25 protein-coding genes are annotated in these 23,931 nt (G+C 61.4%); 1 reads left to right on the top strand and 24 read right to left on the bottom strand.

The window, feature by feature from the left end:
- Positions 1-3: 3 nt before the first annotated feature.
- The 22 genes from dsrO to C4901_RS06735 all read right to left on the bottom strand — a co-directional run bounded on the left by dsrO (position 4) and on the right by C4901_RS06735 (position 17,655).
- Entirely contained in the window at positions 4-783 is a 780-nt protein-coding gene (dsrO, locus tag C4901_RS06840) for a sulfate reduction electron transfer complex DsrMKJOP subunit DsrO (protein WP_110136684.1), read from the bottom strand.
- Positions 780-1,259: a hypothetical protein gene (locus C4901_RS06835; RefSeq protein ID WP_065972337.1), complete on the bottom strand. Its 480-nt coding sequence runs from the start codon at positions 1,257-1,259 to the stop codon at positions 780-782. The genes dsrO and C4901_RS06835 overlap by 4 nt, the downstream gene beginning before the upstream one ends.
- 1 nt (position 1,260) lies before the next feature.
- Positions 1,261-3,168, bottom strand: a complete 1,908-nt coding sequence (locus C4901_RS06830; protein ID WP_065972338.1) for an NAD(P)-binding protein — start codon at positions 3,166-3,168, stop codon at positions 1,261-1,263.
- A 21-nt stretch (positions 3,169-3,189) separates the two neighbouring features.
- Positions 3,190-4,680, bottom strand: a complete 1,491-nt coding sequence (gene dsrK, locus C4901_RS06825; protein ID WP_110136683.1) for a sulfate reduction electron transfer complex DsrMKJOP subunit DsrK — start codon at positions 4,678-4,680, stop codon at positions 3,190-3,192.
- On the bottom strand, positions 4,677-5,453 hold the full coding sequence (locus tag C4901_RS06820) for a respiratory nitrate reductase subunit gamma (RefSeq protein ID WP_110136682.1): 777 nt from the start codon (positions 5,451-5,453) through the stop codon (positions 4,677-4,679). The genes dsrK and C4901_RS06820 overlap by 4 nt, the downstream gene beginning before the upstream one ends.
- Positions 5,454-5,527: 74 nt before the next feature.
- Complete coding sequence (locus C4901_RS06815; RefSeq protein ID WP_065972341.1) at positions 5,528-5,860, bottom strand: TusE/DsrC/DsvC family sulfur relay protein; 333 nt, start codon at positions 5,858-5,860, stop codon at positions 5,528-5,530.
- Between the two features lie 27 nt (positions 5,861-5,887).
- The gene (gene tusB / locus C4901_RS06810; protein ID WP_205736245.1) at positions 5,888-6,178 is read right to left on the bottom strand and encodes a sulfurtransferase complex subunit TusB; all 291 of its coding nucleotides are present in this window, start codon (positions 6,176-6,178) and stop codon (positions 5,888-5,890) included.
- A gap of 28 nt (positions 6,179-6,206) precedes the next feature.
- Complete coding sequence (gene tusC, locus C4901_RS06805; RefSeq protein ID WP_065972343.1) at positions 6,207-6,596, bottom strand: sulfurtransferase complex subunit TusC; 390 nt, start codon at positions 6,594-6,596, stop codon at positions 6,207-6,209.
- Positions 6,597-6,607: 11 nt separating this feature from the next.
- Complete coding sequence (gene tusD / locus C4901_RS06800) at positions 6,608-6,967, bottom strand: sulfurtransferase complex subunit TusD (RefSeq protein ID WP_065972344.1); 360 nt, start codon at positions 6,965-6,967, stop codon at positions 6,608-6,610.
- Between the two features lie 12 nt (positions 6,968-6,979).
- A complete protein-coding gene (dsrB, locus tag C4901_RS06795; protein WP_110136681.1) occupies positions 6,980-8,047 on the bottom strand; it encodes a dissimilatory-type sulfite reductase subunit beta in 1,068 nt (355 codons plus the stop codon).
- Entirely contained in the window at positions 8,044-9,303 is a 1,260-nt protein-coding gene (dsrA, locus tag C4901_RS06790) for a dissimilatory-type sulfite reductase subunit alpha (protein ID WP_370445974.1), read from the bottom strand. Before dsrA ends, dsrB begins: the two co-directional genes overlap by 4 nt.
- Positions 9,304-9,496: 193 nt before the next feature.
- Positions 9,497-10,051 carry a hypothetical protein gene (locus C4901_RS17255; protein ID WP_145960640.1) on the bottom strand — a complete coding sequence of 185 codons (555 nt, stop codon included), beginning with the start codon at positions 10,049-10,051 and terminating at the stop codon, positions 9,497-9,499.
- Positions 10,052-10,153: 102 nt separating this feature from the next.
- Positions 10,154-10,318, bottom strand: a complete 165-nt coding sequence (locus tag C4901_RS06780) for a Druantia anti-phage system protein DruA (protein WP_168185600.1) — start codon at positions 10,316-10,318, stop codon at positions 10,154-10,156.
- Between the two features lie 12 nt (positions 10,319-10,330).
- Positions 10,331-10,723: a transposase gene (locus C4901_RS18865; RefSeq protein ID WP_168185599.1), complete on the bottom strand. Its 393-nt coding sequence runs from the start codon at positions 10,721-10,723 to the stop codon at positions 10,331-10,333.
- Complete coding sequence (locus C4901_RS18860; RefSeq protein ID WP_110136677.1) at positions 10,707-12,134, bottom strand: transposase; 1,428 nt, start codon at positions 12,132-12,134, stop codon at positions 10,707-10,709. The genes C4901_RS18865 and C4901_RS18860 overlap by 17 nt, the downstream gene beginning before the upstream one ends.
- The gene (locus C4901_RS06765) at positions 12,131-13,024 is read right to left on the bottom strand and encodes a Druantia anti-phage system protein DruA (protein WP_110136676.1); all 894 of its coding nucleotides are present in this window, start codon (positions 13,022-13,024) and stop codon (positions 12,131-12,133) included. Before C4901_RS06765 ends, C4901_RS18860 begins: the two co-directional genes overlap by 4 nt.
- Positions 13,025-13,048: 24 nt before the next feature.
- Positions 13,049-13,483 (bottom strand): IS66 family insertion sequence element accessory protein TnpB, encoded by a 435-nt coding sequence (tnpB, locus tag C4901_RS06760; RefSeq protein WP_145960639.1) that lies wholly within the window; start codon positions 13,481-13,483, stop codon positions 13,049-13,051.
- Positions 13,480-13,902, bottom strand: a complete 423-nt coding sequence (locus tag C4901_RS06755; protein WP_065970966.1) for a hypothetical protein — start codon at positions 13,900-13,902, stop codon at positions 13,480-13,482. Before C4901_RS06755 ends, tnpB begins: the two co-directional genes overlap by 4 nt.
- Before the next feature lie 38 nt (positions 13,903-13,940).
- Positions 13,941-14,726, bottom strand: coding sequence for a Druantia anti-phage system protein DruA (locus C4901_RS06750; RefSeq protein ID WP_205736244.1), 786 nt, complete (start codon positions 14,724-14,726; stop codon positions 13,941-13,943).
- A 4-nt stretch (positions 14,727-14,730) separates the two neighbouring features.
- Positions 14,731-16,236 carry an IS4 family transposase gene (locus C4901_RS06745; RefSeq protein WP_110136674.1) on the bottom strand — a complete coding sequence of 502 codons (1,506 nt, stop codon included), beginning with the start codon at positions 16,234-16,236 and terminating at the stop codon, positions 14,731-14,733.
- A 151-nt stretch (positions 16,237-16,387) separates the two neighbouring features.
- The gene (locus C4901_RS06740; RefSeq protein WP_168185598.1) at positions 16,388-16,879 is read right to left on the bottom strand and encodes an NUDIX hydrolase; all 492 of its coding nucleotides are present in this window, start codon (positions 16,877-16,879) and stop codon (positions 16,388-16,390) included.
- A complete protein-coding gene (locus tag C4901_RS06735; RefSeq protein ID WP_110136672.1) occupies positions 16,879-17,655 on the bottom strand; it encodes a hypothetical protein in 777 nt (258 codons plus the stop codon). Before C4901_RS06735 ends, C4901_RS06740 begins: the two co-directional genes overlap by 1 nt.
- Positions 17,656-17,808: 153 nt before the next feature.
- Between C4901_RS06735 and C4901_RS06730 the strand changes: the two genes are divergently transcribed.
- Entirely contained in the window at positions 17,809-18,717 is a 909-nt protein-coding gene (locus tag C4901_RS06730; RefSeq protein ID WP_110136671.1) for a sulfotransferase family 2 domain-containing protein, read from the top strand.
- 265 nt (positions 18,718-18,982) lie between these two features.
- Here the strand turns inward: C4901_RS06730 and C4901_RS06725 are convergent, their stop codons facing one another.
- Together C4901_RS06725 and C4901_RS06720 are read right to left on the bottom strand one after the other, a co-directional pair.
- On the bottom strand, positions 18,983-22,708 hold the full coding sequence (locus C4901_RS06725) for a glycosyltransferase (protein ID WP_110136670.1): 3,726 nt from the start codon (positions 22,706-22,708) through the stop codon (positions 18,983-18,985).
- Positions 22,708-23,919, bottom strand: a complete 1,212-nt coding sequence (locus tag C4901_RS06720) for a methyltransferase domain-containing protein (RefSeq protein WP_110138554.1) — start codon at positions 23,917-23,919, stop codon at positions 22,708-22,710. The genes C4901_RS06725 and C4901_RS06720 overlap by 1 nt, the downstream gene beginning before the upstream one ends.
- Between the last annotated feature and the right edge of the window lie 12 nt (positions 23,920-23,931).

Genomic DNA, 23,931 nt, shown 5'->3' with positions numbered 1-23,931 from the left:
GGCTCAAATCCCCCGGTAATGCACGCCCGGCCCCATACCGAGGTCGGCGCGTATGGTGGTGGTCGCAACCTCCGAGAGCCGCACCGCGATCGCGCTCTTCGGGTCGTGCAGATTCCCGAACATCATGGCCTTATGGCCGGCACGCTGACAGGCCGCCACACAGGCCGGCAGCTTGCCGGCCTCGACGCGCTCGACGCACATCGTGCAGCCCTCGGCGGTGCCCTTGCCGCGCGGCGCCCACGGGCGCTGGTCGGTCACGTTGCGGCCCACGAAGGAGCGCGCCTTGTAGGGGCAGGCCATGAGGCAATAGCGGCAGCCGATGCAGCGGTGCTTGTCCACGAGCACGATGCCGTCGGGGCGCCGAAACGAGGCCCCGGTCGGGCACACGTCCACGCACGCCCCGTTCTCGCAGTGCTGGCACATGACCGGAAAGCTGCGCGTAAACCCGGTCCCGGGATCGGTGATCGTGACCTTGCGGATCCACTGGGCGTTGTCCGGACCCGGGTCGTGGGACAACCCGTTGTAGTCCTGGCAGGCGCGCACGCACGCGTCACAGCCGCTCTGGCAGGCGTTGGCGTCGATCAAAAGCCCGTAGCGCACTGGCGACCGGCCCTTGCGCCCGCCCTTGAACACCAGATCCCGCGCGAGCACCGTGACCCCGGGGGCGAGCGTCAAGGCCACCGCCGCCCCGGCCATCTTCAAGAGCCGGCGGCGCGCGCCATCCGGCGCCTCGTCGCCATAGACCCCATCTGCCAACGGCCGGTCGCGTTCGTCGTGGCTCATCGTCCACCTCCGGTACGACCCGCCCGGAACCGGCCGCGCAGCGCCCGCGGGATGCGAAACGCCGCCTGCACCGCATTCGATCCGCCGATGTCGCCCATCTTGAACGGACTCCTCGGCACCGCCGCATGGCACGCAAAGCAATCGAGATGCACGCCGACATAGGTATGACAGGTCGCGCAGAACTGTCCGGGGGCGTTCACCGGGATCGGCCGGCCGGCGGCGGTGTACTGGACATGGCAGGCCACGCAATGCGTAAGCTGAAAGCGCGTGTCGCGCGCATCGTGCCGCACGATCTCCTCGCGCACCGCGCGCAGCAGCATCATATGCGTGCGGCGCATGGTCGCGGTCGGCAGCACGCAGTGCCCGGGGGCTCGCGGGATCACCGGCATGGGCACCGGCCCTTGGTGGGTCGCCCATACCGCCCCCAAAGCGAGCAGCACGGAAAGAATTGCCAGCATCGCCGCGCGAGCGCGCATCTCACTCCCCCAGGCCCATCTGGATATAACCCGCCGGGCAGACATCGGCGCAGATGTGACAGCCGATGCAGCGCGTGTAGTCGGTGGTCACGTAGTAGCCGAGCGCCGCCTGATCGCGCGGCACCTTCTTCACCGCCACCTGCGGGCAGAACACCACGCAGTTATCGCACTCGAGACACAACCCGCAGCTCATGCAGCGCTTGGACTCGGCCACCGCCTGCGCCTCATCGAGCACGGCGATGCGCGTGCCGCCCTCGGCGAACAGCTCGGAGAGCCTGCGCTCCGTACGCTCGATGCGCGGGGTCGTGGGGAAGTGTGCGAGGAACAGGGCATCGGCCTCGATCACCTCGCGATGCGCGCGGTTCTCGAAGTTGTGCACCGCCGCCGGGCTCGTCACCATGCCATCGACGGGCTTTGCATTCTTCGGCAACGTCTCGCGGATCTCGAAATGCCGCTTGTCGACGTGCGGGCGGCGCACCACCGGCTGGCCGTTCAGGAAGGCATCGATCCCTTCGGCGGCCACCGCGGCATGCCCTACGGCGGTCGCGAGCAGATGCGGCACGATGATGTCGCCGCCCACGAAGTGCTTGGGGTACCCTATGACCTGCAGACCGGGCCCCGGGGCGATGGCGTGGCGACCGTTATCGAGCATCTCAAGACCGGTCATGTCGGCCGTCTGACCGATGGCGAACACCACGAGATCGGCCTCGATCTCGATCTCATCGCCAGGGGCGCGCACACGCTTGCCCTCTTTCGTGTGCTCGCAGGGCGCAAAGCGCACCCCGCAGGCCCGATGGTCGCGGTCCAGGGTCACCGACAGCGGCATGATGTTGCCGATGATCGCGACATCGAGCGAACGCGCGTCCTCGACCTCGCGCTCGGCGGCCTTCAGCTTCTTGGTCGGCAGGACCGATGTCAGGGTCACCTTCTGGCCACTGTGGATGGCCGCCTGCGTGACCATGTCGGCGGTATAGGTGAGCGGCGAACCGTCGGACTTCATCCCCGAGAAGCCGCCGATCTTGCGTGCCACGGTGGTGACATCGATCGAGGTGTCGCCGCCCCCTATGACCACGATGCGCCGCGGCACCGACGGCAGGCGCCCCTCGTTGAACTCGCGCAGGAACTCTATGCCGCCGATGCAGTTCTCGGCATCGGCCCCGGGGATCTCGGGGATACGCCCCACCTGCGTGCCGATCGCCCAGAATACCGCGTCATACTCACGATCGAGCTGCTCGAACGGAATATCCTGCCCCACGCGCACGCCGGTCTTCACGGTCACGCCGAGGTCGAGGATGCGCTGGATCTCGCCCTCCACCACCGCAGGCGGGGTGCGGTAGTTCGGGAGCCCGTAGCGCAGCATGCCGCCGAGCTTCTCGCGCGACTCGAAGATCGTGCACGCATGGCCTTTGAGGCGCAGCTGATAGGCGCACGCGAGCCCTCCGGGGCCGCCGCCGACGATGGCCACGCGCTTGCCGCTCTCCTTCGCGGGTTTAGCGAACGTGAAGCCCGCCTTCAGCGCGGCCTCACCGATGAACTGCTCGACGGCATTGATGCCGACCCGATCCTCGACCGCCCGGCGATTGCACGCATCCTCGCACGGGGCCGGGCACACATAGCCCATGATCCCCGGGAACGGGTTGGCGCGCGTGAGCCTCCGGAAGGCCTGCTCCTGCCACGTGACGCCCGGCGCGGGCTTGTCGAGGCCGCGCACCGCATCGAGCCAGCCGCGGATGTCCTCGCCCGCCGGGCAGCCGTTCTGGCAGGTCGGCGTACGCTGCACATAGACCGGGCACTTGTAGGACCAGCCGGCCTTGAAGATGTATTCCTGCCACGACTCGGGCGTCGTATCCCCGTCCTGGTAGCGGCGGAAGGTGCGGCTCGACTCCGCGGTGTGCGTCTCATTGGCCATGCTCATCCCCTTATATGACGGCTATTCTTTGGCACCCAAAACAATGGCATCCCCGACGAGCTGATGGACACTCACCACCATCTCGCGCGGCAGTCCGTAATACGGCAGCACCTTGCTAAACTGCGTCTTGCAGATCGCGCAGATCGCCGCCATGTGCGTCACCTTCTTGTCCTCGACCACGGCGTTCAGGGCCTGCAGTCTGGGCAGGGCGCCCTTCACGCGCAGCTCGATGAGGTCGTCGGTCAAAAGCCCCCCGCCGCCCCCGCAACAGAAGGTGCGATCCCCAATGGTCGCGGGGTCCATGTCGACGTAATGCGCGCATACCGAGCGGATCACCGAGCGCGGCACCGTGAACTGGCCGCCGGGACGATCCCCCATGCGCGTGGCGCGCGCCACGTTGCACGAGTCATGGAAGGTCACGACCTTGTCGTCGTTGGCCGACATGTCGAGCTTCAAGGCCCCGCGCGCGATCAACCCTTCGGTCACCTCGCAGATGTGCTGCGGGCGCGGGTAGCGCGGGTCAAGGAAGTCGAGCGGCCCTATGAGCGTGCCCCAGAAGGCGTAGGCCACGCGCCATGCGTGCCCGCACTCGCCGACCACGATGCGCTTGACCTTCAAGGCGAGGGCGGCGTCGCGCACGCGCTGCGCGACCTTCTGCATCTGCTCGCGGCTGCCGATGAACATCGCGAAGTTGGCGGCCTCCGAGGCCTGCGAACTCAAGGTCCAGCTGATGCCGGCCTGATGGAAGACCTTGGCGTAGCCTATCAGCCCGTCGATATGCGGCTCCGCGAAGAAATCCGCGGACGGCGTGATCAACAGCACCTCGGCCCCGACCACATCCACCGGGAAGCGCACGTCGACCCCGGTGGCCTCCTTCACATCCTCTTCCAGGCCCTCCACGGTATTGCGCAACGCAGGCTCAGGCAGCCCCAGGTTGTTGCCGATCTTATGGACCTTGCCCAGGATCTCGTTACAGTACTTCTGCCCCACCCCCACCGAATCGAGGATCTCGCGCGCGGCCATCGACACCTCGGCGGTGTCGATACCAAACGGGCAGAACACCGAACAGCGCCGGCACTGCGAGCACTGGTGATAGTAGCTATACCAGGAGTTCAGCACCTCTTCGGTGAGATCGGTGGCCCCCACGAGCCACGGCAGGTAGCGTCCCACCCAGGTGTAATAGCGCCGGTAGACCCCGCGCAACAGGTCCTGGCGCGCCACCGGCATGTTGCGCGGATCGCCGGTCCCCAGGAAATAATGACACTTGTCGGTGCACGCCCCGCATTTGACGCAAGAGTCGAGATAGACGCGCAAGGCCCGCGAGCCGTCCACGAGCTCGCCGAGCCTGCGGATCGCCACCTCCTTCCAGTCGTCCACCAGCGTCCCCGGGAATCCCAGCGCCGCCTGGTGCTCGGGCGTGGCCTTGAAGGGCTTCAAGTGGCTCATGGCCCCCGGATGGAGCTCCGGGGTCGGGACGTAGTCCTGAAGGACCGGGACCTCGATGTCGCTCATCGCACCCCCTCACGCATGGCCGGGGCATGCGCCGGCGGCCGCGCCTCGGCATCGCCCACCGTGACATCCCCCGCGCCCTGCGCCTCCAGGCGGCTCGAATCCACCTGGTTGCGCGTGGGACTGAAGAATACCCCCGGGGCATGCATGAGCTTGCTGAACGGGAAGATCACCATGAGCCCCGCCACCGAGGCCACATGCACCAGGATCAAGGGGCTTAGCGGCAAGGGCTTAAGCTGCAGCGCCATGAGGCCCTGGATGAAGGCCTTGAAGCCGACGATGTTGGCCCGGTCAACGAAGCGCATGAGCGCGCCGGTGACGGCAATCACAAGCAACAGCGCCAGCATCAGATAGTCCGAGGGCGCGGTCACGAAGCGCACGCGGGCGATCATAAGTCTGCGACCGAGCAGGCCTGCGAGCGAGATGAGCAACACGAACGCCGCGTAGCTCCCGAACGGCGACTCGAGCACCAGCCACTGCGGCACCGGCACGAGCACATAGCGCAGATGCTGGATGAGCACCAGCAGCAGGCTCACATGGAAGAGATAACTCCAGATCCACGCCCACTTGTCGCCCCGAAAGAGGCTCGCAAAGAGCACCACCTCGCGCCCCAGGCGCACCGCCACGCCGCTGCGCGTGCGCGGCGCCGGCATGGTCGGTATGCGCAACGGCGCAGGCGTCATGGCGTAGATCCCGATCTTGTAGATGACCCCCCCCACCAACACCGTGAAGGCCACGTACAAGAGCACCGCATACGCTATGGTCCACGCCGACATGACGCCCTCCTGCTGCCCCTACCCGGAAGCCCATGCGGCGGACTGGCCCTCGCCGATCCGCCGCACGCCTGACCCTAAATACAGCCCGTAGGCTTCGGCAGCCCGGCGATCTTGCAGGCCTGCTTCGCGGGCCCATAAGGGAACAGGTCGTAGAGGTACTTGTTGTTGCCCTTGTCGGGTCCCAACTTCTTGCCGATCGCCTTGGTGAGCACGCGGATCGCCGGCGCGATCTGGAACTCGTTGTAGTACTCGCGCAGGAAGTTCACGACCTCCCAGTGATTCGGGGTCATCTCCAGACCCTCGCTTTTGGCGATAATCGCCGCCAAGGGCTCGCTCCAATCCGCGAGATTGACGATGTAGCCTTCCTCGTCGGCCGTTATCGTCTTGCCGTCGACTTCATATGCCATGATGGACTCCTCACCCCGTTGATTGCGCTAAAGCCACGATTGCACGGCCTCGTGCTCGGTCACGAGCCGCACGAACCCCGTGTAATCCACTGTCTGTATCCCCTTCACCAACCGCTCCTCGCTGATCCCGCGGGCCATGAGATCCGGCCCCAGGACATACACCGCATGCCCCTTCAGGCACTCGGCGAGCAGGGCTGCCGGCGCGCTCCCCGCGGTCGCCCCCACCACCGCATCCTCGATCAAAAGCACCGCCGCCCCGGGGGCCAGATGCCCCAGGCACTGCGCGAGCGTCGGGCTTGCGAATGGTGACTTGTTCACGGTATGCAACATCTCTCCCCCCGATCGCCTAAAAGGACAGCACCACGTCCTGCTGACTCATGATCGCCGCCATCTCGGCGCGCGATACGACATTCACCGGCACCACGAAGCCGTCCTCGGACAGACCCCGCTCGACCAAGGACTCGCGCTCCACATAGAGCTTGGTGATGTCGTAGTCATCGAGCGCGCGGTAGGTCGGCGAGAAATTCTTCATGCCGATCCCCGAGGGGTCGTTACCCGCCAACACCTGGTAGACGCCGTCGTCCAGAAAGGCGAGGCTCACGTCCTGGTCGAAGGCGGCACTAATCAACACCACCTCCAGGGCCTCCAGGGCATAGATCGTGCCGTAGGGGGCCTTGCGGTTCACGAACAGGAAACGCTTGACGATTCCTGGTGTGTCGCCGTCGTCTTCGCTCATCACCCCTCCCCTTAGTCCCCGAACACCACGAGCCTGTCATTCTGGATACCGGCCTCCACGAGCTGCCCGAGCCCCGAGATCCGGAAGCCCTGGGCGAGATTCTGCTCGCGGATACCGCGCCGTAGCGCCGCCGCCACGCACACCACGAGATCGACCTCGTACTGGCTGGCGAGCTTGCCCCAGCGCTCGACGATCTGGCGATCGTCGCGTGGGGGCTCGGTGAGCGACGAGCCGTTATAGACCCCGTCGTGATAGAAGAACACCCGCGTCACCTTGTGCCCGGCCTTCAACGCCGCCACCGCGAACTGGTAGGCGGAGTCCGAGGCCTGATGGGTATACGGGCCTTCGTTCACCAGGATGCCGATCTTCATCCCCCCTCCCGCCTAGAAGCGCAGGTGCGCCGAGGCGTTCAAACTCCCCCGCCCGCCGCGCCAGTTGTCGATATGGAACTTCGTGAACGGCAGCCCCGAGAGCTCGAAGAACCGCGGCCAGCCGATACGCTCGATCCACTCCCCCAGGCGCTCCCAATCATGGGCATCGTCCTTGTAGGCATGGATAATGGCCTTCACCACCGCTGCCACCTCCGGCCAGCGGGGCGGATTGTTCGGGAGATTGGCCACCGCGAGCTTATGGAAGGTCGGCTTGCTGCGCGCATTGGCGTGCTTGCCACCCACCCAGATCGCGATCTTGGAGTTCTCCGGGTCATTGATGAGCATCGGCGGGCACGGCGGATAGCAGGCCCCGCAGCACATGCACTTGCGCTCGTCGATCTCCAGAGACGGCTTGCCGTTCACAAGCGCCGGGCGGATCGCCGCCACCGGACAGCGTGCCACTACCGTCGGCCGCTCGCAGATATTGCCCACGGCGTCGTGGTTGATGCGCGGGGGCTTGGTATGCTGGATATTGACGGCGATATCGGCCTGGCCGCCGCAGTTGATCTCGCAGCACGAGGTCGAGATGCGCAGCTTGTTTGGCATACGCTCGTGGATGAACTCCTCGTGGAGCTCGTCCATCAAGGCCTTCACTACCCCCGAGGCGTCGGTCGCCGGGATATCGCAGTGCAGCCAGCCTTGCGTATGCGAGATCATGGAGATCGAATTCCCTGTCCCGCCGACCGGGAAGCCGGCCTTGCCCAGGGCCTCGATGAGCGGCGCCACCTGCGCCTCACTGGCGACCATGAACTCCACGTTGCTGCGCGAGGTAAAGCGCAGGAAGCCGTCGGCATAGCGGTCACCGAGGTCGCACAACGTGCGGATGGTATAGACGTCCAACTGGCGCTGGGTGCCGGCACGCACCGTCCACACCTCGTCCCCGCTCATCGCTACATGGTGCAGTACCCCGGGGCGCGGGCGGTCATGCCACTTCCAGGCCCCATAGTTCTTCTTCAACAGCGGATGCAGATAGGGGTCGAGTTCCGGTACCCCCGACTCCACGGCACGGCGTGCGCTCATGACTGACCCCCCTTGTTATGCGCCCCCTGACCCTTGCGGCCCTCCTCATAAGCGGCCACCGCCGCATCCCACTCGTCCATGCGGACGTAGGGGTTGGTGCGCGGATGGCTGACCATGTTGGGGTCGATCGGCAGGCCTACGCCGTCCATGAAGTTGGCGAAACCGATACGCTCGATCATCTCGCCGGTACGCTCGTGCTCCAGGGCGTTATCGGCGAAGAACTCCATGACCCGGCGCCCGATGTCGACCAGCTGCTCGTAGTCCTCGTCGGTCTTCAAGGGCAGGAACGGCACGATCACAGTCCCCATGAGGTCCCCGATCTTCAGGGTACGCTTGCCCCCCAGCAGCAACGCCACGCCCCGATCGTCGCCCGGATGCAGGGCCTTGGTCATGACATTGATGCAGTGCATGCAGCGCACGCAGTTGCGATTATCGACCTTCAGGGTGTCGTCGTCGGCGAGCTTAAGGCTATGGGTCGGACAGCGCGTGATCACGTTGTCGATGACATAAGACCGCCCGCGCTCCGCCACGAAGGCCTTGACCTCTTTCTGGTCGACCTTCATGTCATCACGCCACATGCCGATCACCGCCATATCCGAGCGCTGGATGGCGTTCGTGCAGTCGTTGGGGCAGCCTGAGAACTTGAACTTGAACTTATAGGGCATCGCCGGACGATGCATCTCGTCCAGGAACTCGTTGATCACGAGCCGGTGGGCGCGTGGCTCGTCATAGCAGGAGTGCTCGCAGCGCGCATGACCCACACAGGACATCGAGGTACGCAGCGCCGGTCCCGCCCCACCCATGTCGAAGCCCATGTCGTTCAAGGCATCAAAGGCCGGCTGCACGTTCTTCGAGGTGCAGCCCTGGAACATGATGTCGCCGCTCTGGCCGTGCAAGGCGATGAGCCCCGAACCGTACTCCTCCCAGACGTCGCACATCTTGCGCAACACCTCGGTGGTGTAGTGCATGCCGGGCGGCGGCATGATGCGCAGGGTATGGAACTCGGCGGACGCCGGGAACTTGTCGGCAACCTCGGAGAAGCGCGGAATCACGCCCCCGCCGTAGCCTATCACCCCCACCGTGCCGCCCTTCCAGTAGCCCTTGCGGGTCTCGTACGAATGCTCCAGCTGACCCAGGAGGTCTTTCATGACCGGGGCATAGGGCTTGGACTCGTCTTTGGCGAGCCGCTTCAAGCCGGTTACAAAACTCGGCCAAGGTCCCCCCTCGAGCTTGTCGAGCATCGGGGTCTTCGGCATCTTCTTTCCGTCTGTCATTGCCACTCCTTATGCAAGGGCTAAGGCATGACCGACAGACTACGTAACACCCTCCAGACCGCCTATGCCCCAGAGGGGATAGAATGATTCCGGGAGGGATATCTCGTCAGGGGTAGCTCTAGACCACACTAACTTACGTTCAATACCTTCACGTCACCGCAGTCCGGCGTTGATCTCACTTGACTATGGCGTAGTACAATAAAAAGGGTGGCAGAAAATACAGCAAGCTCCCACAAAAATGCTCCCTGGCCCCTATTTCCCCGCGCACCGCTCCCCCACCGGGCCGCACCGAATATCCCCTCTTATTGTACTCATTCCCGTTTTTCTGCCCCGGGTCATCGGCCGCGTAAAAGAAAAAGCGATCACCATCAGTGCGTATTGCCAGACAACCTGCGAATATACGGTAAAACCCTGCCCCTACCATACCCAACAACAGTATCAGAATCTCCCACTTAAACTGCATCAATGTACAATATGGCGGATTCAGTCGCGGAAAACGCTCAATCTTCCCCAATATCCATAGATAGTAAAAAGTCGGCGCCACATTCAAGAACGCCGTCCCTACCAAAAACCTCCCGCAGGCCCTTCCGTCACCACCAACCATTGCGGCGGTATCAAACGCGCTATAGCTGCGCGCCGATGCGATATTAGCCGCAAAATATAGAGCAAATACCGCTGTAAAAAGTGTCGTGCCGTCCACATTACCCCCAATCAGCCCCTTGACGCTCACGCAAATAAACCCGCCGTGCTCACATGACGGGCCACCTCTATCTATTACACAGATCTTTTGAACGCCAGAGCGCCGTGATAGCACACTCGACGCTATGATGGTCTAATCCTTGCAGAGCTGTTGGCGGAAGTCGCGGGTGAGCGGGTAGATCCAGATGCTTTTGATGGGCTGGTCGTGGCGATGGAGCGTGTCGAGTTTGCCGCGGCCCTGGGTGTCCCCGAGATACTGCGTGTCCTTCCGGCAGAGATGCGTAAAACGCTCGGCCACCGCGCAGATCGGCTAATCAGGGGGCTCAGGGTTGGGGTTTTGCAGGGCGAGCGTCGCCTGGTAGTTCCAGGGCATCCAGTCGGCGGGGTTCGCGGCGACCGCGTCGGCATGGCGCTGGAGTGCCACCAGATACTCAAACGGGGCCACGTGGTTCAGTTCGGCGGTGTGGATCAGGCTCATGAACGTATCGCCGACATGGGCGCCGTTGAGAGTACGGTAGAAGAGCGCGTTCTTGCGGTGCAGGATGGCCTTTTTCAGAACCCTTTCGGTCACGTTGTTATCGAGTGGGGCGCCCGGCACGCGCAGGAATAGCGTGAGTTCGGGCCAGCGCTTCTGCATGTAACGGATGGCGGCGCCCAGCGTCGAGTTGGGCTCGATCCGGCGCTCCTCAAACTGCGTGCGCAACGCGCAGGAATAGCGTGAGTTCGGGCCAGCGCTTCTGCATGTAACGGATGGCGGCGCCCAGCGTCGAGTTGGGCTCGATCCGGCGCTCCTCAAACTGCGTGCGCATCCACTGCTCCAGGGTCGCCATGCGCGGTGCGCTCTCGGCCTGGTGGCGTAGCAGCCGCTCTTGGGGGCCGAGACCCTCGGCCTGGATGCGGGCCTCGGTACCATAGACCTCACGCAATGTCTCCAGCACGAAGCGCACTTCTTCTGGGAAGGTCTCGGTCAATTCGACGTACTTACGCCGTGCATGGGCGAGACAAGAGGACATCACCGTGTCGAAGTCGCTGGGGGCGTTGCGTGATAGCCCGTCGCACATCTGGATGGGGGCGGGCAAATCGGCTGCGCGATGCGCTAACACCGTAGCGAGATTCTCGCCGGCGTGGCGGACGCCTGTGAAGAAGAGCGCGATCTGACGACCCTCTTGGGTGGCGACGATGCCGGAGGTAAAGATCCCGGTGCGTTCGATGTGCGCGTCGTCGGCGAGCGCCGCGGCCCGCTGCGCTTTTGTCAGCTTAAGGACCTTCATGGTCGTGTCGTCGTTGTAGAGCACCGGGGCCTGGGCCGCCTGATGCAAGAGCTCCGCGTGCGCCGGGGCCAACACGGGGGCGGCCTTACGCACCAGGTCCCATTGGGTCGCGGCCGGCAACGGGATGCCCATGCCGGCCTGCAAGGTCTCGATGCGGTTAAAGGGGAGGCCTGCGCCATACTTCAGCAGGCCTACCATACTGGTCGCGGTGGCATCGTATTTCTCGGGTCCCACGCCCTCCGGGGCCGGGGCGGTGGTGACCTCGCCACAGAGATGGCAGCGCAGCCGGTCGCAGGCATAAACCGTGGCGCTCAAGGGCGCCATGCCCGTGATGCGCACGAGCTGGGCGGGCTCGTTCTGTCGATAGAGCGTCCCCTCCGTGCAGTGGGGGCAGGCATCCCCGCTGTGGAGGTCGGGATGCGCCACCGTGACCTGTTCGGCCCCGGTGTACGCACTCACAGCGTTGCGCCCATGGCCGGGGGCCTTGGGTTTCGACGAAGAGGGATCTGGCGGCAGTGAGGGGGCCGCGTCGGATCCTGGCGCCTCGGTGCCGGGCGCATGACCCTCTTTGTCGGCCTTCTCCCCGAGCACGGCGCGGGTGGTTTCTGTCTTCGCGCCAAACAGCATCCGGCGCAGCCGCTCCAACGAGGTCTTCTTGGCCTGCAGTTCCGCGGTGAGGAACGCAAGCGTCGCCATCGCGGCCTTGAGCTTCGCGTGGTCCGGTGCCGTGAGTGCCCCCGTTTGTGTGCGCTCGACGATGGCGGCGATTTCCTCTATCGGTACCTCGAGGCGCTCGGGTAGGGGTGGCCGGTGTTGCTGCGGCGGTTTCTTGTTCCCGCTCATGCCACGCCCAACAAGCGGGCGCGATAGTCCCGGCACAGCGGCAAGCCCAACACGTCTTTGATGCTGCGGTTTGCCCGGTGGGTGCGGTCGTCCTTGCCGCGCCCCTGGGTCTGGCCCAGGACCCGCCAGTTGGCCGCGCGGTAGCAGGTGCCGCGATAGCGGGTGGTATCGACGAAGGTCTCGGCCCAATACACCGGATGGCCATAGGCCTCTTGCCAGGCCTGCGGGAGTGCCCGGGTCATACGGGAAAGGACGTGCGAGGCCAAGTGGGGGACCTGGACCCACGGCAGGATCAAAAAGCGCGTGTTATAGGCGATGCCCGCGATGTTCTGGCGGCGCACCGCAGGCGACCAGCCGAGGAACCGGTCGCGGGGCCCCAGATGCCGGGGGGCCGAACTCCAGGCACCGAGCGCCACCGGGCGCGTCCCGGCATAGACCATCACCTTCAGGTGCTCGCCCACCGGCTGCGCGTAGCCGAGATAATGATGGGCCGCCATGAGGCTGTTGAAGAGGGCCTCCGCGGCGGTCCGGCGGACCGACACGACTGTGAGCGCGCCTAAGCCCCGCAAGGGGCCTACAAGCGGCGTGGTATCGATTGCCAGGGGCGCCGGGGCACCGTGTGCAAGGCGCGCGCGCACGCCCAAGGGATTGGGGGGTTGGCGGCGCACCGGCGGTAACGTGATGTGGCCTGCGCGCGCGAGCGCCAGCATGAGTCCCCGGCACACCATCGTGCGCAGGGCACCGTTTTCCTGCCGCCAGTCCCAGGCCTGGCAAAGCGTCTCGGACAACGCCCGCCGGCTTTGCTCGGGGTGGGCGGCGATCAAGGTGCGGATGAAATGCGCGTCGGTGGCGGTGACGGCGCGGCCGCGATAGCGTAGCAAGATCTCCATGGGGACAGATCTTACCGCGCGCGGTTATGGAACGCAAGCCCCCACCCCAAGCCCGGCCTCGTCCCCGCCCCGCGGGACCGCAGCCATCGAGCGCGGCCCCCGCTGAGCGTCCACCAGGCGCCATAGCGGCGGCGCCTGGGACTGCGTCGGGTCCCCCGCGCTCAACAAGACCTGCACCTCATGGGCCAGCATCGTGCTCGCCACCCCGCCGGTCGCGGTCGGCCAGTGACGAAAGCGGCCTTGGGAGAGGCGCTTGTGGCAGAGCCAGAACCCCTGGCCATCGTAAATAAGGAGTTTGATGGCCGTATGCGAGCGGCTGCGGAACACGAACACCGTCCCCTGGAAGGGATCCTCTTGCAGGACCGCCCGACAGCGTTGCGCCAGCCCGTCGATACCGACCCGAAAGTCCACCGATTCCACCGCCACCAGCACCCGCATGTGCGGGGTAATGGCGATCATGGCGCCTCCCAGAAGGCCGCGCACAGAGGCGCCAGGTGGGTAAGCCCCAGGCCCTGCAAGCGCACCCGCATCGTCCCCCCACGCGCATTCTGAAGCTCCACGACACACTCGGCGATCCCGGCCTCAGCCGATGGCGCGAGTCCCGGCAACGCGACAAACGCGATGGGGCGTGGCCCGGTGGGAGCCGCGCCCCCTGCGCCCTCGATGCGCTTTAGGAGCTGCTGACTATCCACGCGCAAGTGCTGCGCCGTCTGTGGCACCCCGTAGCGCTTGGCCATTCTGACGGCCGCCGCCCATAAGACCTTGGGGATACGCGCGCCCGGCCGACGACTCTCCCGCCAGCGCTGGAAGAGCGCTTGGGTCTGCTCTGGGGTCTCGTCGCCATCCCGTCCTGGTTCCGTCTCTCTCGTCTTGTTCATTCGCTGCGTTCCTTATCGGTTGGAGTACGCAGCGAACGTTAGCAGGGGCAAAAAACCGTTTCCTGCATGCTTACCGGAAGGACACGATACTGCCAGTTGGCGGCTTGGTAGCAGGTGCCGGTAAAGCGCGGCTTCTCGACGAAGGTCTCGAGCAACACGGGACGATAGGCATAGCGGGCGTACCAATCATCCGCCAAACGCCGGCTGACCAGGGCAAGGACTCGGGAAGCCAGATTTTTGCAGCGAATCCACGGCAAAATCAGGAAGCGCGCGTTGTTGACGATGAGGGCTAGGTTCCGTTGTCTCTGCGCGGCGCTCCAGCCGATAGCGGCATCGCGGGGTTGCGTCTTCCAGGCTGCGGCCCCGAAGCCCAAGAGCGCGATGATTTCCCCTCTTGCGCGCACGATATAGCGCAACTGCGCCCCCGGCAGGGGCTTATGCCCCAGATAGTGGTGGTGCTCGACGTACGCGTTCCAGAGCCGCGAATCGTGTGGGTGGGTCACGAGTTCGACGGTGAGCGTTCTCAGATCCACCGGGGGGATAAGGGCCGGTTCCCGCACCAGCGCGGCGCACTCGGGAGACGCCTGATAGGAAAGAGGTTTCGCGCACCGCGGCAGCGGGAGCGTGATAAGACCGTCCTTCTCCATCTTGAGCAACGCCACCCGACAGCTCATATCTTTTAACCCCCCGTCAGGACGGTACCAGGCGAACGCCGCACAGACGTCTTGCGAGAGCCGGTAGCGGGAGGGCGGTGGGATGGTCGCGATCAGTGCGCGGATCCGGTCGATCTCGGAGACCGTAAAGTCCCGTCCACAATAGCGCATACGATCAGCCCGAATCGATGAGGCCTGCCTGTCGGCCGGCCTGCAAGGCGATCACGGTCTCATAGAGGCGCATCCAGCCGCGCCAGAGTACGGTCATGCCAGGCTCCCCGTCGCCCGTGCGCCCGAGATGTCCGCCGAGCTGACCGACCATGCGCACCGCGTCTCGCAAGCTGATGGGGTCGCGGGGCGGGCGGGTGTTGTGGACACGCACGTGCAGGGCCTCGATCTCCTTCCAGGAGAACACGGCCGTAGCCGGCCCGTCCGGTTGTGCGCGGGCTAGATGGGCGACATGCATGAGACGCACGCCGATGATGCTAAAGAGGGTCAGATAGCGGGAGAGACGTTCCGCCGTCTCGAGCAGGCAGTCCTCGACCTTACAACCGGATTTGAGCACTTTATGCCAGGTCTCAATGCCCCAGCGCAAGCCATACCACGCGATCTTCTCGGCCGCGCTCGCGAAGTCCGGGACGGCGAGGTTCGTCAACAACACCCAGCTGATGGCCTCGCTGCCCGCAGAAGGCGCAGTCTCAGTGGCACCGATTACGGTGAGGCTCACGGGCTCGCTCGCAGCAGACGATTGCGCATGGCCGCGTCGCTGGGGCGGTTTGACGGTCACGGACGCGATGCGCACCGCGATGGTCGCCGTGCGCGCCTTGCGTCCGCCGTTGCCGGGGACCGCTATCGTGAGGGATCCGAGCGCTGGCGCGAGCGACAGGGCTTCGAGCATGTGGTCGCAGCCCGCGCTGTCTTCGGGCACGAGCGTGCGGTCGGTGCGCGCGCGAATCAGATAGTGCGCCCGCAGCTCCTCGGCCTGCGTCAGGAACTCGAAGAAGTCCGACTCTCGATCCGCCACCGTGATGACCGGAACGCCCGCAGGGGCGCGCGCCATGGTTTCGGTGAGCGCCCTGAGCCACTTGGCGCTCTCCTCATTGCCCTCCGCATGGGGGGTTTCCTCAACGGGCGTGCATTGTAGGCGCTTGATCTTCTCCTGACGGCCTTCTCCCTCCGGGACCTCGCGGCGCGCCCAGACCGTCTGGCTCAGGATTCCGAGTGGCACACCTAAGGTCGAGAAGGCGAGCGCATTGTGCATGATAAGCCCGCGGTCATGCGCCTTGTTGCTCTTGCCAATCGGCCCAAGACCCCGGGTCGCCGGATGCTGTCCATAGGAGAAGAAGACCGTATCTTGCATCACCAGAACCGGCCCGCCGCAGCCGGCCATGCGCTTGGCGGTCTCCTGCACATGCGGCGCGAGAATGGCGCGCGGGCTCGCCCGGGCATTGTCGAACAGCCGATAGGCGGCCTGGGTGCTCGCCCAATCCCCACAGGCCTCGTTGATGGGAGAGAGTGGGGATCTCGCCAAGTGCTCGGCGGTCTTTACTAGCCGGCGATTGAGGCGCTTGTCGGCGAGATCGGCCTGGGCGAACTCCTCACGCACCCATTCCACCGACTGCGTCCCGGCCTCCATAAGGGCTTGTGTCTCTGCGTCCTCGATTCGTGGTTTCTTCGGCATGCCGCCCTGCCCCTTGCCTCGCGCGCTGCGATGGGGGGTAAGGCTAGCAAACCGTTTTGGTTGTGTTCAGCTTTTTCTTCATGCCGAGGGCGTGCTGCTGAATTCTGCGAAAAGGGAGCAACTTTGTGTGCAATAGATAGGGGCCACCTGGCTAGCTCGATCTCATTTTCAATTTCAAAAACAAATATCCCGCCAACGTAAACCCATCCGTCACATACCCATCTGTCACCTTCCTCTCGAATTCATCGTAGGAGCACAACACCACGCGCGTGACTTCATCCGTATCCAGACGCTCAGCCCTATTTTCGTTCGTCACACCAAAATACACATCCACGACACTCGTCAAAATCGCCGAATTCGGTCGCACCTTCCCCAGGTATTTAAGATCTCGCTCCGATACACGAAACCCCGTCTCCTCGAACGCCTCTCGAACTGCACATGCGGCACTTGTTTCCTGCCCTTCTCCGTACCCTCTCGGAGTCGCCAAAAGTACGCACCCGGCAGCTACTCTGTACTGTTCTATCAGGACCAGTTGGCCCTGAAACTCGATAAACACAACCGCTGCATTATGTGCCATCGGCTCGTCAACGTAATGAAACTTGCCTTTCCTAATTACCCTAAACCACGGGTTCTTATATTCCACTATTTCTTGATCTCCACTCCTATCCATTTTGCCACACCCCTCTCCATCCTCGCCCAAGTCGATATGCCTTCTAGGCCCGCTCTTGTCTTCTCAGCCATTGCCTCCATCTCCACTCCTATCCATTTTGCCACACCCCTCTCCATCCTCGCCCAAGTCGATATGCCTTCTAGGCCCGCTCTTGTCTTCTCAGCCATTGCCTCCGCGAAGTATTCCGTTCCATATTCCTTCGCCCAGCCCAAAAGTCCTGAGAGCCCGCCTGAATGAACGAATTGCGCCATTCGAATCGCCTCCCGCGCCACCTCTATCGGCCGATCATAGACGCGGGCGACCAATACGGTCGTCAGCAATGCAGGCAGCTTCAACCTTCGGATGCCGTCACTTGCGAAAGCCTCACCGCTTCGAATGAAAAGCGAGTTATACGCCGGGTCCACGAGTTCTACACGCAAAACCCTTGCCGTATCGGCATCGTTCGCGAACTCCTCGCCTATATGCCGATGCCAGTCGGAGCGCGAGGATAGTCCGGCACGGCCCACTAACCGTGCCAGGAATTCCTCACTGATTCCATCCGGCATTGTCGCATCCCTGTAGCCCTGTACACGCCCCGCTATTTCTTCTGAAAGCGCTCCTGGCATCAGCACTATGCGCTCATGTTGCGCCTGAATCTTTTCCAGGAAAACGTCTATACGCGCCAGCCGTGTCTTTATAGCCTCCAACTGACTAGGTGCAAGATCTCGCTTCTTCTTGACAGCGGTACCGTCGGATGTTGGGATATGCATGGAAAATCACACAGAACAATCAGATAGACTCCTTTCTGGAGATGCACCTTGCGACAGAATGATGCCCATTTTTTGGATTCATGCGTTTACGCTACGAGATCATCGAAGCGCTGAGAAGTATACTTTTGTGAGACTCTTGCGTGGTATACCACAATGACCTTTGTATTGCCGATTTTTAAACACCATCAACCTGTCCGACGCAATCCACACTATCCCCTACTTTTCTTGCATATCCCTAAGAGCGCTGGCACTAGTCTGGCCACTGGTATTCAGAATGCCATTCATCCCAATTCATCGATTATAGGTGGTTTAGATGGTATTTTGTTTGGGCATTTTACTGCCTTCTCGGAATTCTCTTCCATAGAGGCGTCTCGCGTCTATGTAGGGCAGAATCATCTTCCCGCACAGGCCGATCTTGTGACCGGACACTTTTCATATAGCCACCTAACTAAAGTCTATCCCCGCGGGCAGGTAATCACCATTCTACGCGAGCCAACATCGCGTCTCCTTTCTCACTGGCTATTTTGGCGAAGTCACAACCGCGATGAACTGGCGGGCGTTGGCAGTTGGGCCGACATTGTTCTGCGAGCTTATGATCCACTGGGTAAATTTCTAAATGACAGAGATATCTATTGTCAAACAGACAATCTCAGCGTGCGCATGCTGCTCTCACCACATCCACTTATTCCTGTCCAAGATCCGATTGATCCTCATAACGATACACAATTATTGATGGATGCACAGAAGACACTAAAACGATTTGCTTTTGTCGACGTGCTAGAAAACTCGGATATGGCGAAAAACCTACAAGACTGGTTAGGAGTGCCTTTTCAGCTTCCGCACAGCAATGCCACTAGACAAATAAATATCCGGAGCAGTCTTTGCGGGGAATTAGATAGTGAGACATTATCGCTACTGGAAACACGCACTCGTTTAGACCGGGTACTCTGGCATGAGATCGCGCGCCGCCAACAGCCAGGTATCAACTCGCACTCTTTGGAGCGTAATGCCATCATGCGCAGTTTTTCTCGTAGCGAGCGACTTCTCACGGGGGGCACGTAAGGTCTACACGATACCGCATCGGGCGGCATTGCACCGTTTCTGCCAAGCGGTTACCTCTGCAGCAAGGGCCGCTTGCTCCCCGCCACGGCGGGCCACCCACTGGCGTGAGGGGATACTGATTTCCATCTCGGCCATATTGAGACAGCTCGCACGCTTCGGGGTGTAGTGGAAGTCAATGCGGGAGAGGAGACGCTTGGCGGCCGCCACCCGAGCATCTCGTCGAAGCTCTCGCGGAAATGGATAATGATTGCCGGGTTCAATTCGATCACCCCTCGTTGCCCGCTAGATCGGCCTCGGGCAGAATTACAGTAAGTAGTTTCTGTGTGCTCTGACGCCACGTAAGCAATGGCATATTTTCAGATGATGGCGCTTTGTCCTGCGCATGTCGCGTCAGCCAGTCTCGGACTGCCTTGGCCAAATCCTCAGGAGTGAGCCCGGTGAAATAGAAAGCGTAATTACCTGCCACCTCACGGAAAACAGGGATGTCGCGGGCGATGATGGGTAATTTGTATTGTGCGGCCTCAATCAGCGGCAAGCCGTAACCTTCGCCTTCGCTGGCCGCGATCAAGCAGGTGCTGGCTGCGTATACCTTTTCAAGGCATTCATCGCTGATACCCTCCAGCCAGAAGAGCCGTTTATGCAATTCAACGTGCGTTTTCAACTGCTTAATGAGCGCCTCAACCATCCAGCCCTGCTTGCCGACGATCACAAGATTAACATCCTGTCCCTGCGCCCATAACTCCTCGAACGCAGCGAGAGCTTGAGCATGCTTTTTCCGCGGTTCAATGGTTCCTACCATCAAAAAACTGGGCCGATCTGCCAACTGCGTCAAGCAGACATGGGCTTCTTCAAGTATGCCCTTGGTCGGTTTCGACTGGTCCATATCCGCGCCCAGATGAAACCAACTGATTGAAAATTTACGTTGTCGAGTGAGGCCGTTTTTCCCAAGCCATTCTTTTAGCTCATCTGCTACCGCCTGAGAAATACAAATGGCACCATCGTTTTCGGCCACCACCCTTAACCAAGCCAGATGCGACTCCTTTGCACCGGCAGGAAAGGCTGTGGGGAGGAGAATCGGCAACAAATCATACACCACGAATTGCACCTGTACCCCGTGATTACGCAGTTGCTGATAAAACGCCTGCCGCGCTTGCACCACTTGCGGCTGCAAGTCCAACCCTAAAAACAGATCGCCAGACTGAAACTCTACCGGATCGTCTGCCAAAATGGTTTCCGGGCATTCTAAGAAACGCAAGGTGAATTGACGGGCATAGCGGTAACCATAATCAGCAGTCGCATAGATAGGTTCCACTCGGTACCCGGCTGGCGGATGAGCGAGCAACTGTTGGAGGATGCTGCGTACCACACGCTGAATACCGCTTCTTGCATCGCGTTCAGCCAGTTCTGAAATATCCACCAACAATAGGTGAGCCGACTTTTTTGGTCGATTTCGCGCCATACACATAGCCAATGCCTGCAAGCTCGCATCGTCCGCGTCGTGAGGCAGTTCCCCGACCTGCGCCATGGCCCCGAAATGACCAGCGTTTGCCCGGCCATAAACCTTTTCCATTGTCTCGTGATATTGCTCAGCGCAAGCGCGTGGGGAATGACGGGTTAGGATGGTCTGCCGTGCCCTTTTACCCATTTGCATGCGCCGCGTGTCATCAAGCCACAAGGTTTCCAGCGCATGAACTAACTCGGCGTTACTAAATTCGTCTTGCAGCATCCATACGGCATCTTGCGGTAAATGAGCCATTGAGCCATTGGCATTGACGATGGTGACAAGTCCATAATTCATGCAATCGAGCACAGTACCCGAAGTTTCTCCTCTCGACAGGGTACGCAACTGTACGGAGAGATCCGCAGCGGCGAGATATTGCCGATAGGCGATAGTATCGGCCCATCCGGTAATATGGATTCGTTCACTACACCCACTGCGGCGGATGGCGGCCATAAGGCTTGCACCATAGTCGCCGTCGTGATTCTCTCCCACGAATATGAGTTGGCAACGCTTATCATGCGCCAGTGGCGAGGCGAGCCAAGCTTCAAGTAACCGGTGGTTAAGTTTGTGACGCCCAAGAACACCAAAGCTGCAAACGACAAAAGCAGCTCCCGGTAGTTTCAGGTCCCGTCGGGCTTGCCAGCGATCAACCCCATGTACAGAGCTGCGCAAATGCGGGATGATTGCCCAGTCATCCGCAGCGCCTGACCCGTACCATTGTTTGGCGAGACGACAGGAAAAATCACTATGAACGATGACGCCTAGCGCGCCATCCAATACCTCACGACTACAGGGATAATCCCATATTACCGATTCGTGGTTATCCCGCTTGATACGCTGCTCCAGTGCTGCATACCCATGGCTGTAGTAGAGTGACCGCGTCCAGTATCCTGGGCGTCTTCCAGTATGGTCCAGCCAGTGGACGACTCCGGAGAGAAAAAAGTCGTGCAGCACCACCACACCCGGCACAATCGCCAGTAAGTCGAACATGTGCTGATGGAAGTGCGAGTTACCAAAATGGTATAGCACCCGGTCGTATCGGTGGACGTTCTCGCTTAGCCACGTACTAGTACGAACGGAGAACAAACTCCGAAGCCATGCAGGTTGTACCGTTTCCTGATCGGTGATGATCTCGATATCGTAAAAGCGGGATAACTCAGGCAGCAACTCGGAACTATAATCACTAATGCCGCTTCTTTCCGGCGGCAATGGCGAGACATAAGCGAGCTTGGGGCGAGGCATGCTCTGCGGAGGGATGGCGGCGGGTCCGATTTGACGCGCATGCAGCGCCTCCAGCGCAGCAATGGCACACCGCGCACTGTCGTCCCAGGAAAAGCGCTCTGCCTGTTGCAAACCATGTGCGACGAGTTGCCTCCGGAACTCCTCATCCGTCAAGACCCGCGTGAGTTTGCTGGCGATGCTCGTGACATCGAAGGGATCGAACAACGCCTCTTCCCAACCCACCACTTCTGGAAGGCTAGAGGTATTGCTGGCAATTACCGGTGCACCACAGGCCATTGCCTCCAGGGCGGGCAGGCCAAACCCTTCGTGCCAACTGGGGAAGACAAAACCCGCACAAATATGATAGAGGGCAATCAGATCGTCTTCTGGAATATAGCCCGTGAGCACGACTGCGTCGGCGGCTAAATTATGTTTTCGTGCATGCTGCATGACCGTCGCCCTAGCCGCTTCGTCGATCTTACAGACAATCGCTAACTGGTGGCTTTTTCGCAGAGCTTCTGGAAGCAGAGCAAAGGCGGCTATCAAGCCTTCGATATTTTTGCGATGGTCGACGCCTCCTGTGTACATCACGAAAGGCTTGGTCAGACCAAGGCGAGCACGAGCACCAACGGCAGTTTCCGTTGGAGTATCCCTCTGCCTAAACTGAGGGTCCACCGCCGTCCCCACATTTACTACCTGTTTAACAGGGAAACCGAGGTGGTCTATGGCTTCCTGTCCCGCAGATGCGGAGATAGCCAGCAACAGATCGGCCCGGCGTAAGTGGCCTAGCTTAGCTTCATACCATTGCTCAACCACGGCATTTTCCAGATATGGCCGGCGATAGATGAGCGGGATCAGATCATAGAGGATGACGGCAGTCTGGATGTGGTGCAGAACCCCAACGCTGGTCACAGCGTTATCCCTCAGACCTTCAAACAGGCTGGTTACCATAATCACATCTGGCTTCAAGTCGGCCAGGAATGCCTCACGGATAATCTCCGCCGCCCGGCGACGCCAGCTATTGGCCTCATCCATCATGTGCACAGGCGCAGGAGAACACCACGCGCAGATATTCTTCTGTGGCAGGAGGCCATCAAACTTAGCTCGGATTGGTTCGATGGTTTCAGGAAATAGGTCGTTGAGCATAAGGAGAATTTCATGCTCGCCCCGGTTATGTACAATGGCTTGCGCGATTGCAATTGTATATCGACCGATGCCCCGTAAACGGTTTCCCGTCTGCGCGCCCTGCATATCAATGACGATGCGCATCAGCTATTTCCCTTCTGATGACGCTCGATGGCAGTTTTAAGATTGGCATAGATCTGACGGGCGTAAGGGGTAAGGTGCGCGACAACAACTGGCCCGCTTGGGGGTTGATCCGGTAGCATTGTCGCGCCGCTAACGACTCGAAACAGCCGTGATCTTAAACCAGGAAACCAGTTTAAGAGGGTTAAGGACGCTTTCTTGAGCCACGGGCGCCTACGGATGTAAGATGCGGCATGCTGGATCAAACTTTTCGCTCCGGACTTCCAAGGATTCGCGCGTAAGCCGCGCGCGACCGAACCAAGGCAACGCAAGGGTGTGGTAAAACGCGAGGAAGTGCTGTTCAGTAAAGCCGTGGCGCGAGCTTCGGCCTGGGTGGCGCGAGCTTCGGCCTGGGTGGCGCGAGCTTCGGCCTGGGTGGCGCGAGCTTCGGCCTGGGTGGCGCGAGCTTCGGCCTGGGTGGCGCGAGCGCTGATTGAACCGTCGTAGCGTTCAGCTAAGATGTTAAGAGATAGTCCATACTCTTGGTTAAACGCCTGGTCGAAAAGCACCAAGGTTTCGTTAGGCGCCGCTTTTTGCGCAACGACTGCATAGTCGGGACTGGCCCCCCGCAGCACATCGTTCAGAGTCGGTGATTCGTTTGCCGCCAACTCCTTGGACTCCTGGAGGCGCAAAATCTTGGTGCGAACAAACCCATAATACTCCGGCAAAAAGGAGAGTAGTTGAGGAGGTATCGGCCGCAAATGCGTCGGATCTAGCCAGAAATTACAGGTGGCAACGACGATATTTTCGGGGTTTGGGGTCTCCATAATGAGTAAACCGCCCGGCTTCAATACACGAAGTGCACTGGAAACCACCGTACGCAGCTGATCAAAAGAAAGGTGTTCGACGACATGAAAGGCGGAGACGACAGCCTGGCTCTCGTCCGGGAGCGTAGCGAGATAAGCGACTCCGTCGCCCTGCTGTGCAGGTAGGCTTCGCTCGCGGCAGCTTTGCAGCATTTCCTCATCTTGGTCAATACCGAGTGGTGAACAAGCCTCATCCAACAGGAATTCGAGCCATTCGCCTCGGCCGCAGCCCAAATCAATAGCGGGGGGGGCAGGATAAATAGTCTTTAACGGCAAGATAAAAGGGCCGTAAATAGCAAGACGGGCCAATATCAAATCCCTTGGACCGCGGTACTTCTCCTCAAAAGCCCTGTAAAAGTTGTCGCTCATCGATAGCACCCC

It is taken from the genome of Acidiferrobacter sp. SPIII_3, from assembly GCF_003184265.1.
GTDB lineage: Bacteria > Pseudomonadota > Gammaproteobacteria > Acidiferrobacterales > Acidiferrobacteraceae > Acidiferrobacter.
This window is presented reverse-complemented; position numbering and strand designations above follow the sequence as displayed.

Bases quoted from the DNA above. Each gene is read 5' to 3' on its own strand.
- dsrO (WP_110136684.1), bottom strand. From the start codon at position 783: ATGAGCCACGACGAACGCGACCGGCCGTTGGCAGATGGGGTCTATGGC.
- C4901_RS06835 (WP_065972337.1), bottom strand. From the start codon at position 1,259: ATGCGCGCTCGCGCGGCGATGCTGGCAATTCTTTCCGTGCTGCTCGCT.
- C4901_RS06830 (WP_065972338.1), bottom strand. From the start codon at position 3,168: ATGGCCAATGAGACGCACACCGCGGAGTCGAGCCGCACCTTCCGCCGC.
- dsrK (WP_110136683.1), bottom strand. From the start codon at position 4,680: ATGAGCGACATCGAGGTCCCGGTCCTTCAGGACTACGTCCCGACCCCG.
- C4901_RS06820 (WP_110136682.1), bottom strand. From the start codon at position 5,453: ATGTCGGCGTGGACCATAGCGTATGCGGTGCTCTTGTACGTGGCCTTC.
- C4901_RS06815 (WP_065972341.1), bottom strand. From the start codon at position 5,860: ATGGCATATGAAGTCGACGGCAAGACGATAACGGCCGACGAGGAAGGC.
- tusC (WP_065972343.1), bottom strand. From the start codon at position 6,596: ATGAGCGAAGACGACGGCGACACACCAGGAATCGTCAAGCGTTTCCTG.
- tusD (WP_065972344.1), bottom strand. From the start codon at position 6,967: ATGAAGATCGGCATCCTGGTGAACGAAGGCCCGTATACCCATCAGGCC.
- dsrB (WP_110136681.1), bottom strand. From the start codon at position 8,047: ATGAGCGCACGCCGTGCCGTGGAGTCGGGGGTACCGGAACTCGACCCC.
- dsrA (WP_370445974.1), bottom strand. From the start codon at position 9,303: ATGCCGAAGACCCCGATGCTCGACAAGCTCGAGGGGGGACCTTGGCCG.
- C4901_RS18860 (WP_110136677.1), bottom strand. From the start codon at position 12,134: ATGAGCGGGAACAAGAAACCGCCGCAGCAACACCGGCCACCCCTACCC.
- C4901_RS06765 (WP_110136676.1), bottom strand. From the start codon at position 13,024: ATGGAGATCTTGCTACGCTATCGCGGCCGCGCCGTCACCGCCACCGAC.
- tnpB (WP_145960639.1), bottom strand. From the start codon at position 13,483: ATGATCGCCATTACCCCGCACATGCGGGTGCTGGTGGCGGTGGAATCG.
- C4901_RS06755 (WP_065970966.1), bottom strand. From the start codon at position 13,902: ATGAACAAGACGAGAGAGACGGAACCAGGACGGGATGGCGACGAGACC.
- C4901_RS06750 (WP_205736244.1), bottom strand. From the start codon at position 14,726: ATGCGCTATTGTGGACGGGACTTTACGGTCTCCGAGATCGACCGGATC.
- C4901_RS06745 (WP_110136674.1), bottom strand. From the start codon at position 16,236: ATGCCGAAGAAACCACGAATCGAGGACGCAGAGACACAAGCCCTTATG.
- C4901_RS06735 (WP_110136672.1), bottom strand. From the start codon at position 17,655: ATGCATATCCCAACATCCGACGGTACCGCTGTCAAGAAGAAGCGAGAT.
- C4901_RS06730 (WP_110136671.1), top strand. From the start codon at position 17,809: ATGACCTTTGTATTGCCGATTTTTAAACACCATCAACCTGTCCGACGC.
- C4901_RS06725 (WP_110136670.1), bottom strand. From the start codon at position 22,708: ATGCGCATCGTCATTGATATGCAGGGCGCGCAGACGGGAAACCGTTTA.
- C4901_RS06720 (WP_110138554.1), bottom strand. From the start codon at position 23,919: ATGAGCGACAACTTTTACAGGGCTTTTGAGGAGAAGTACCGCGGTCCA.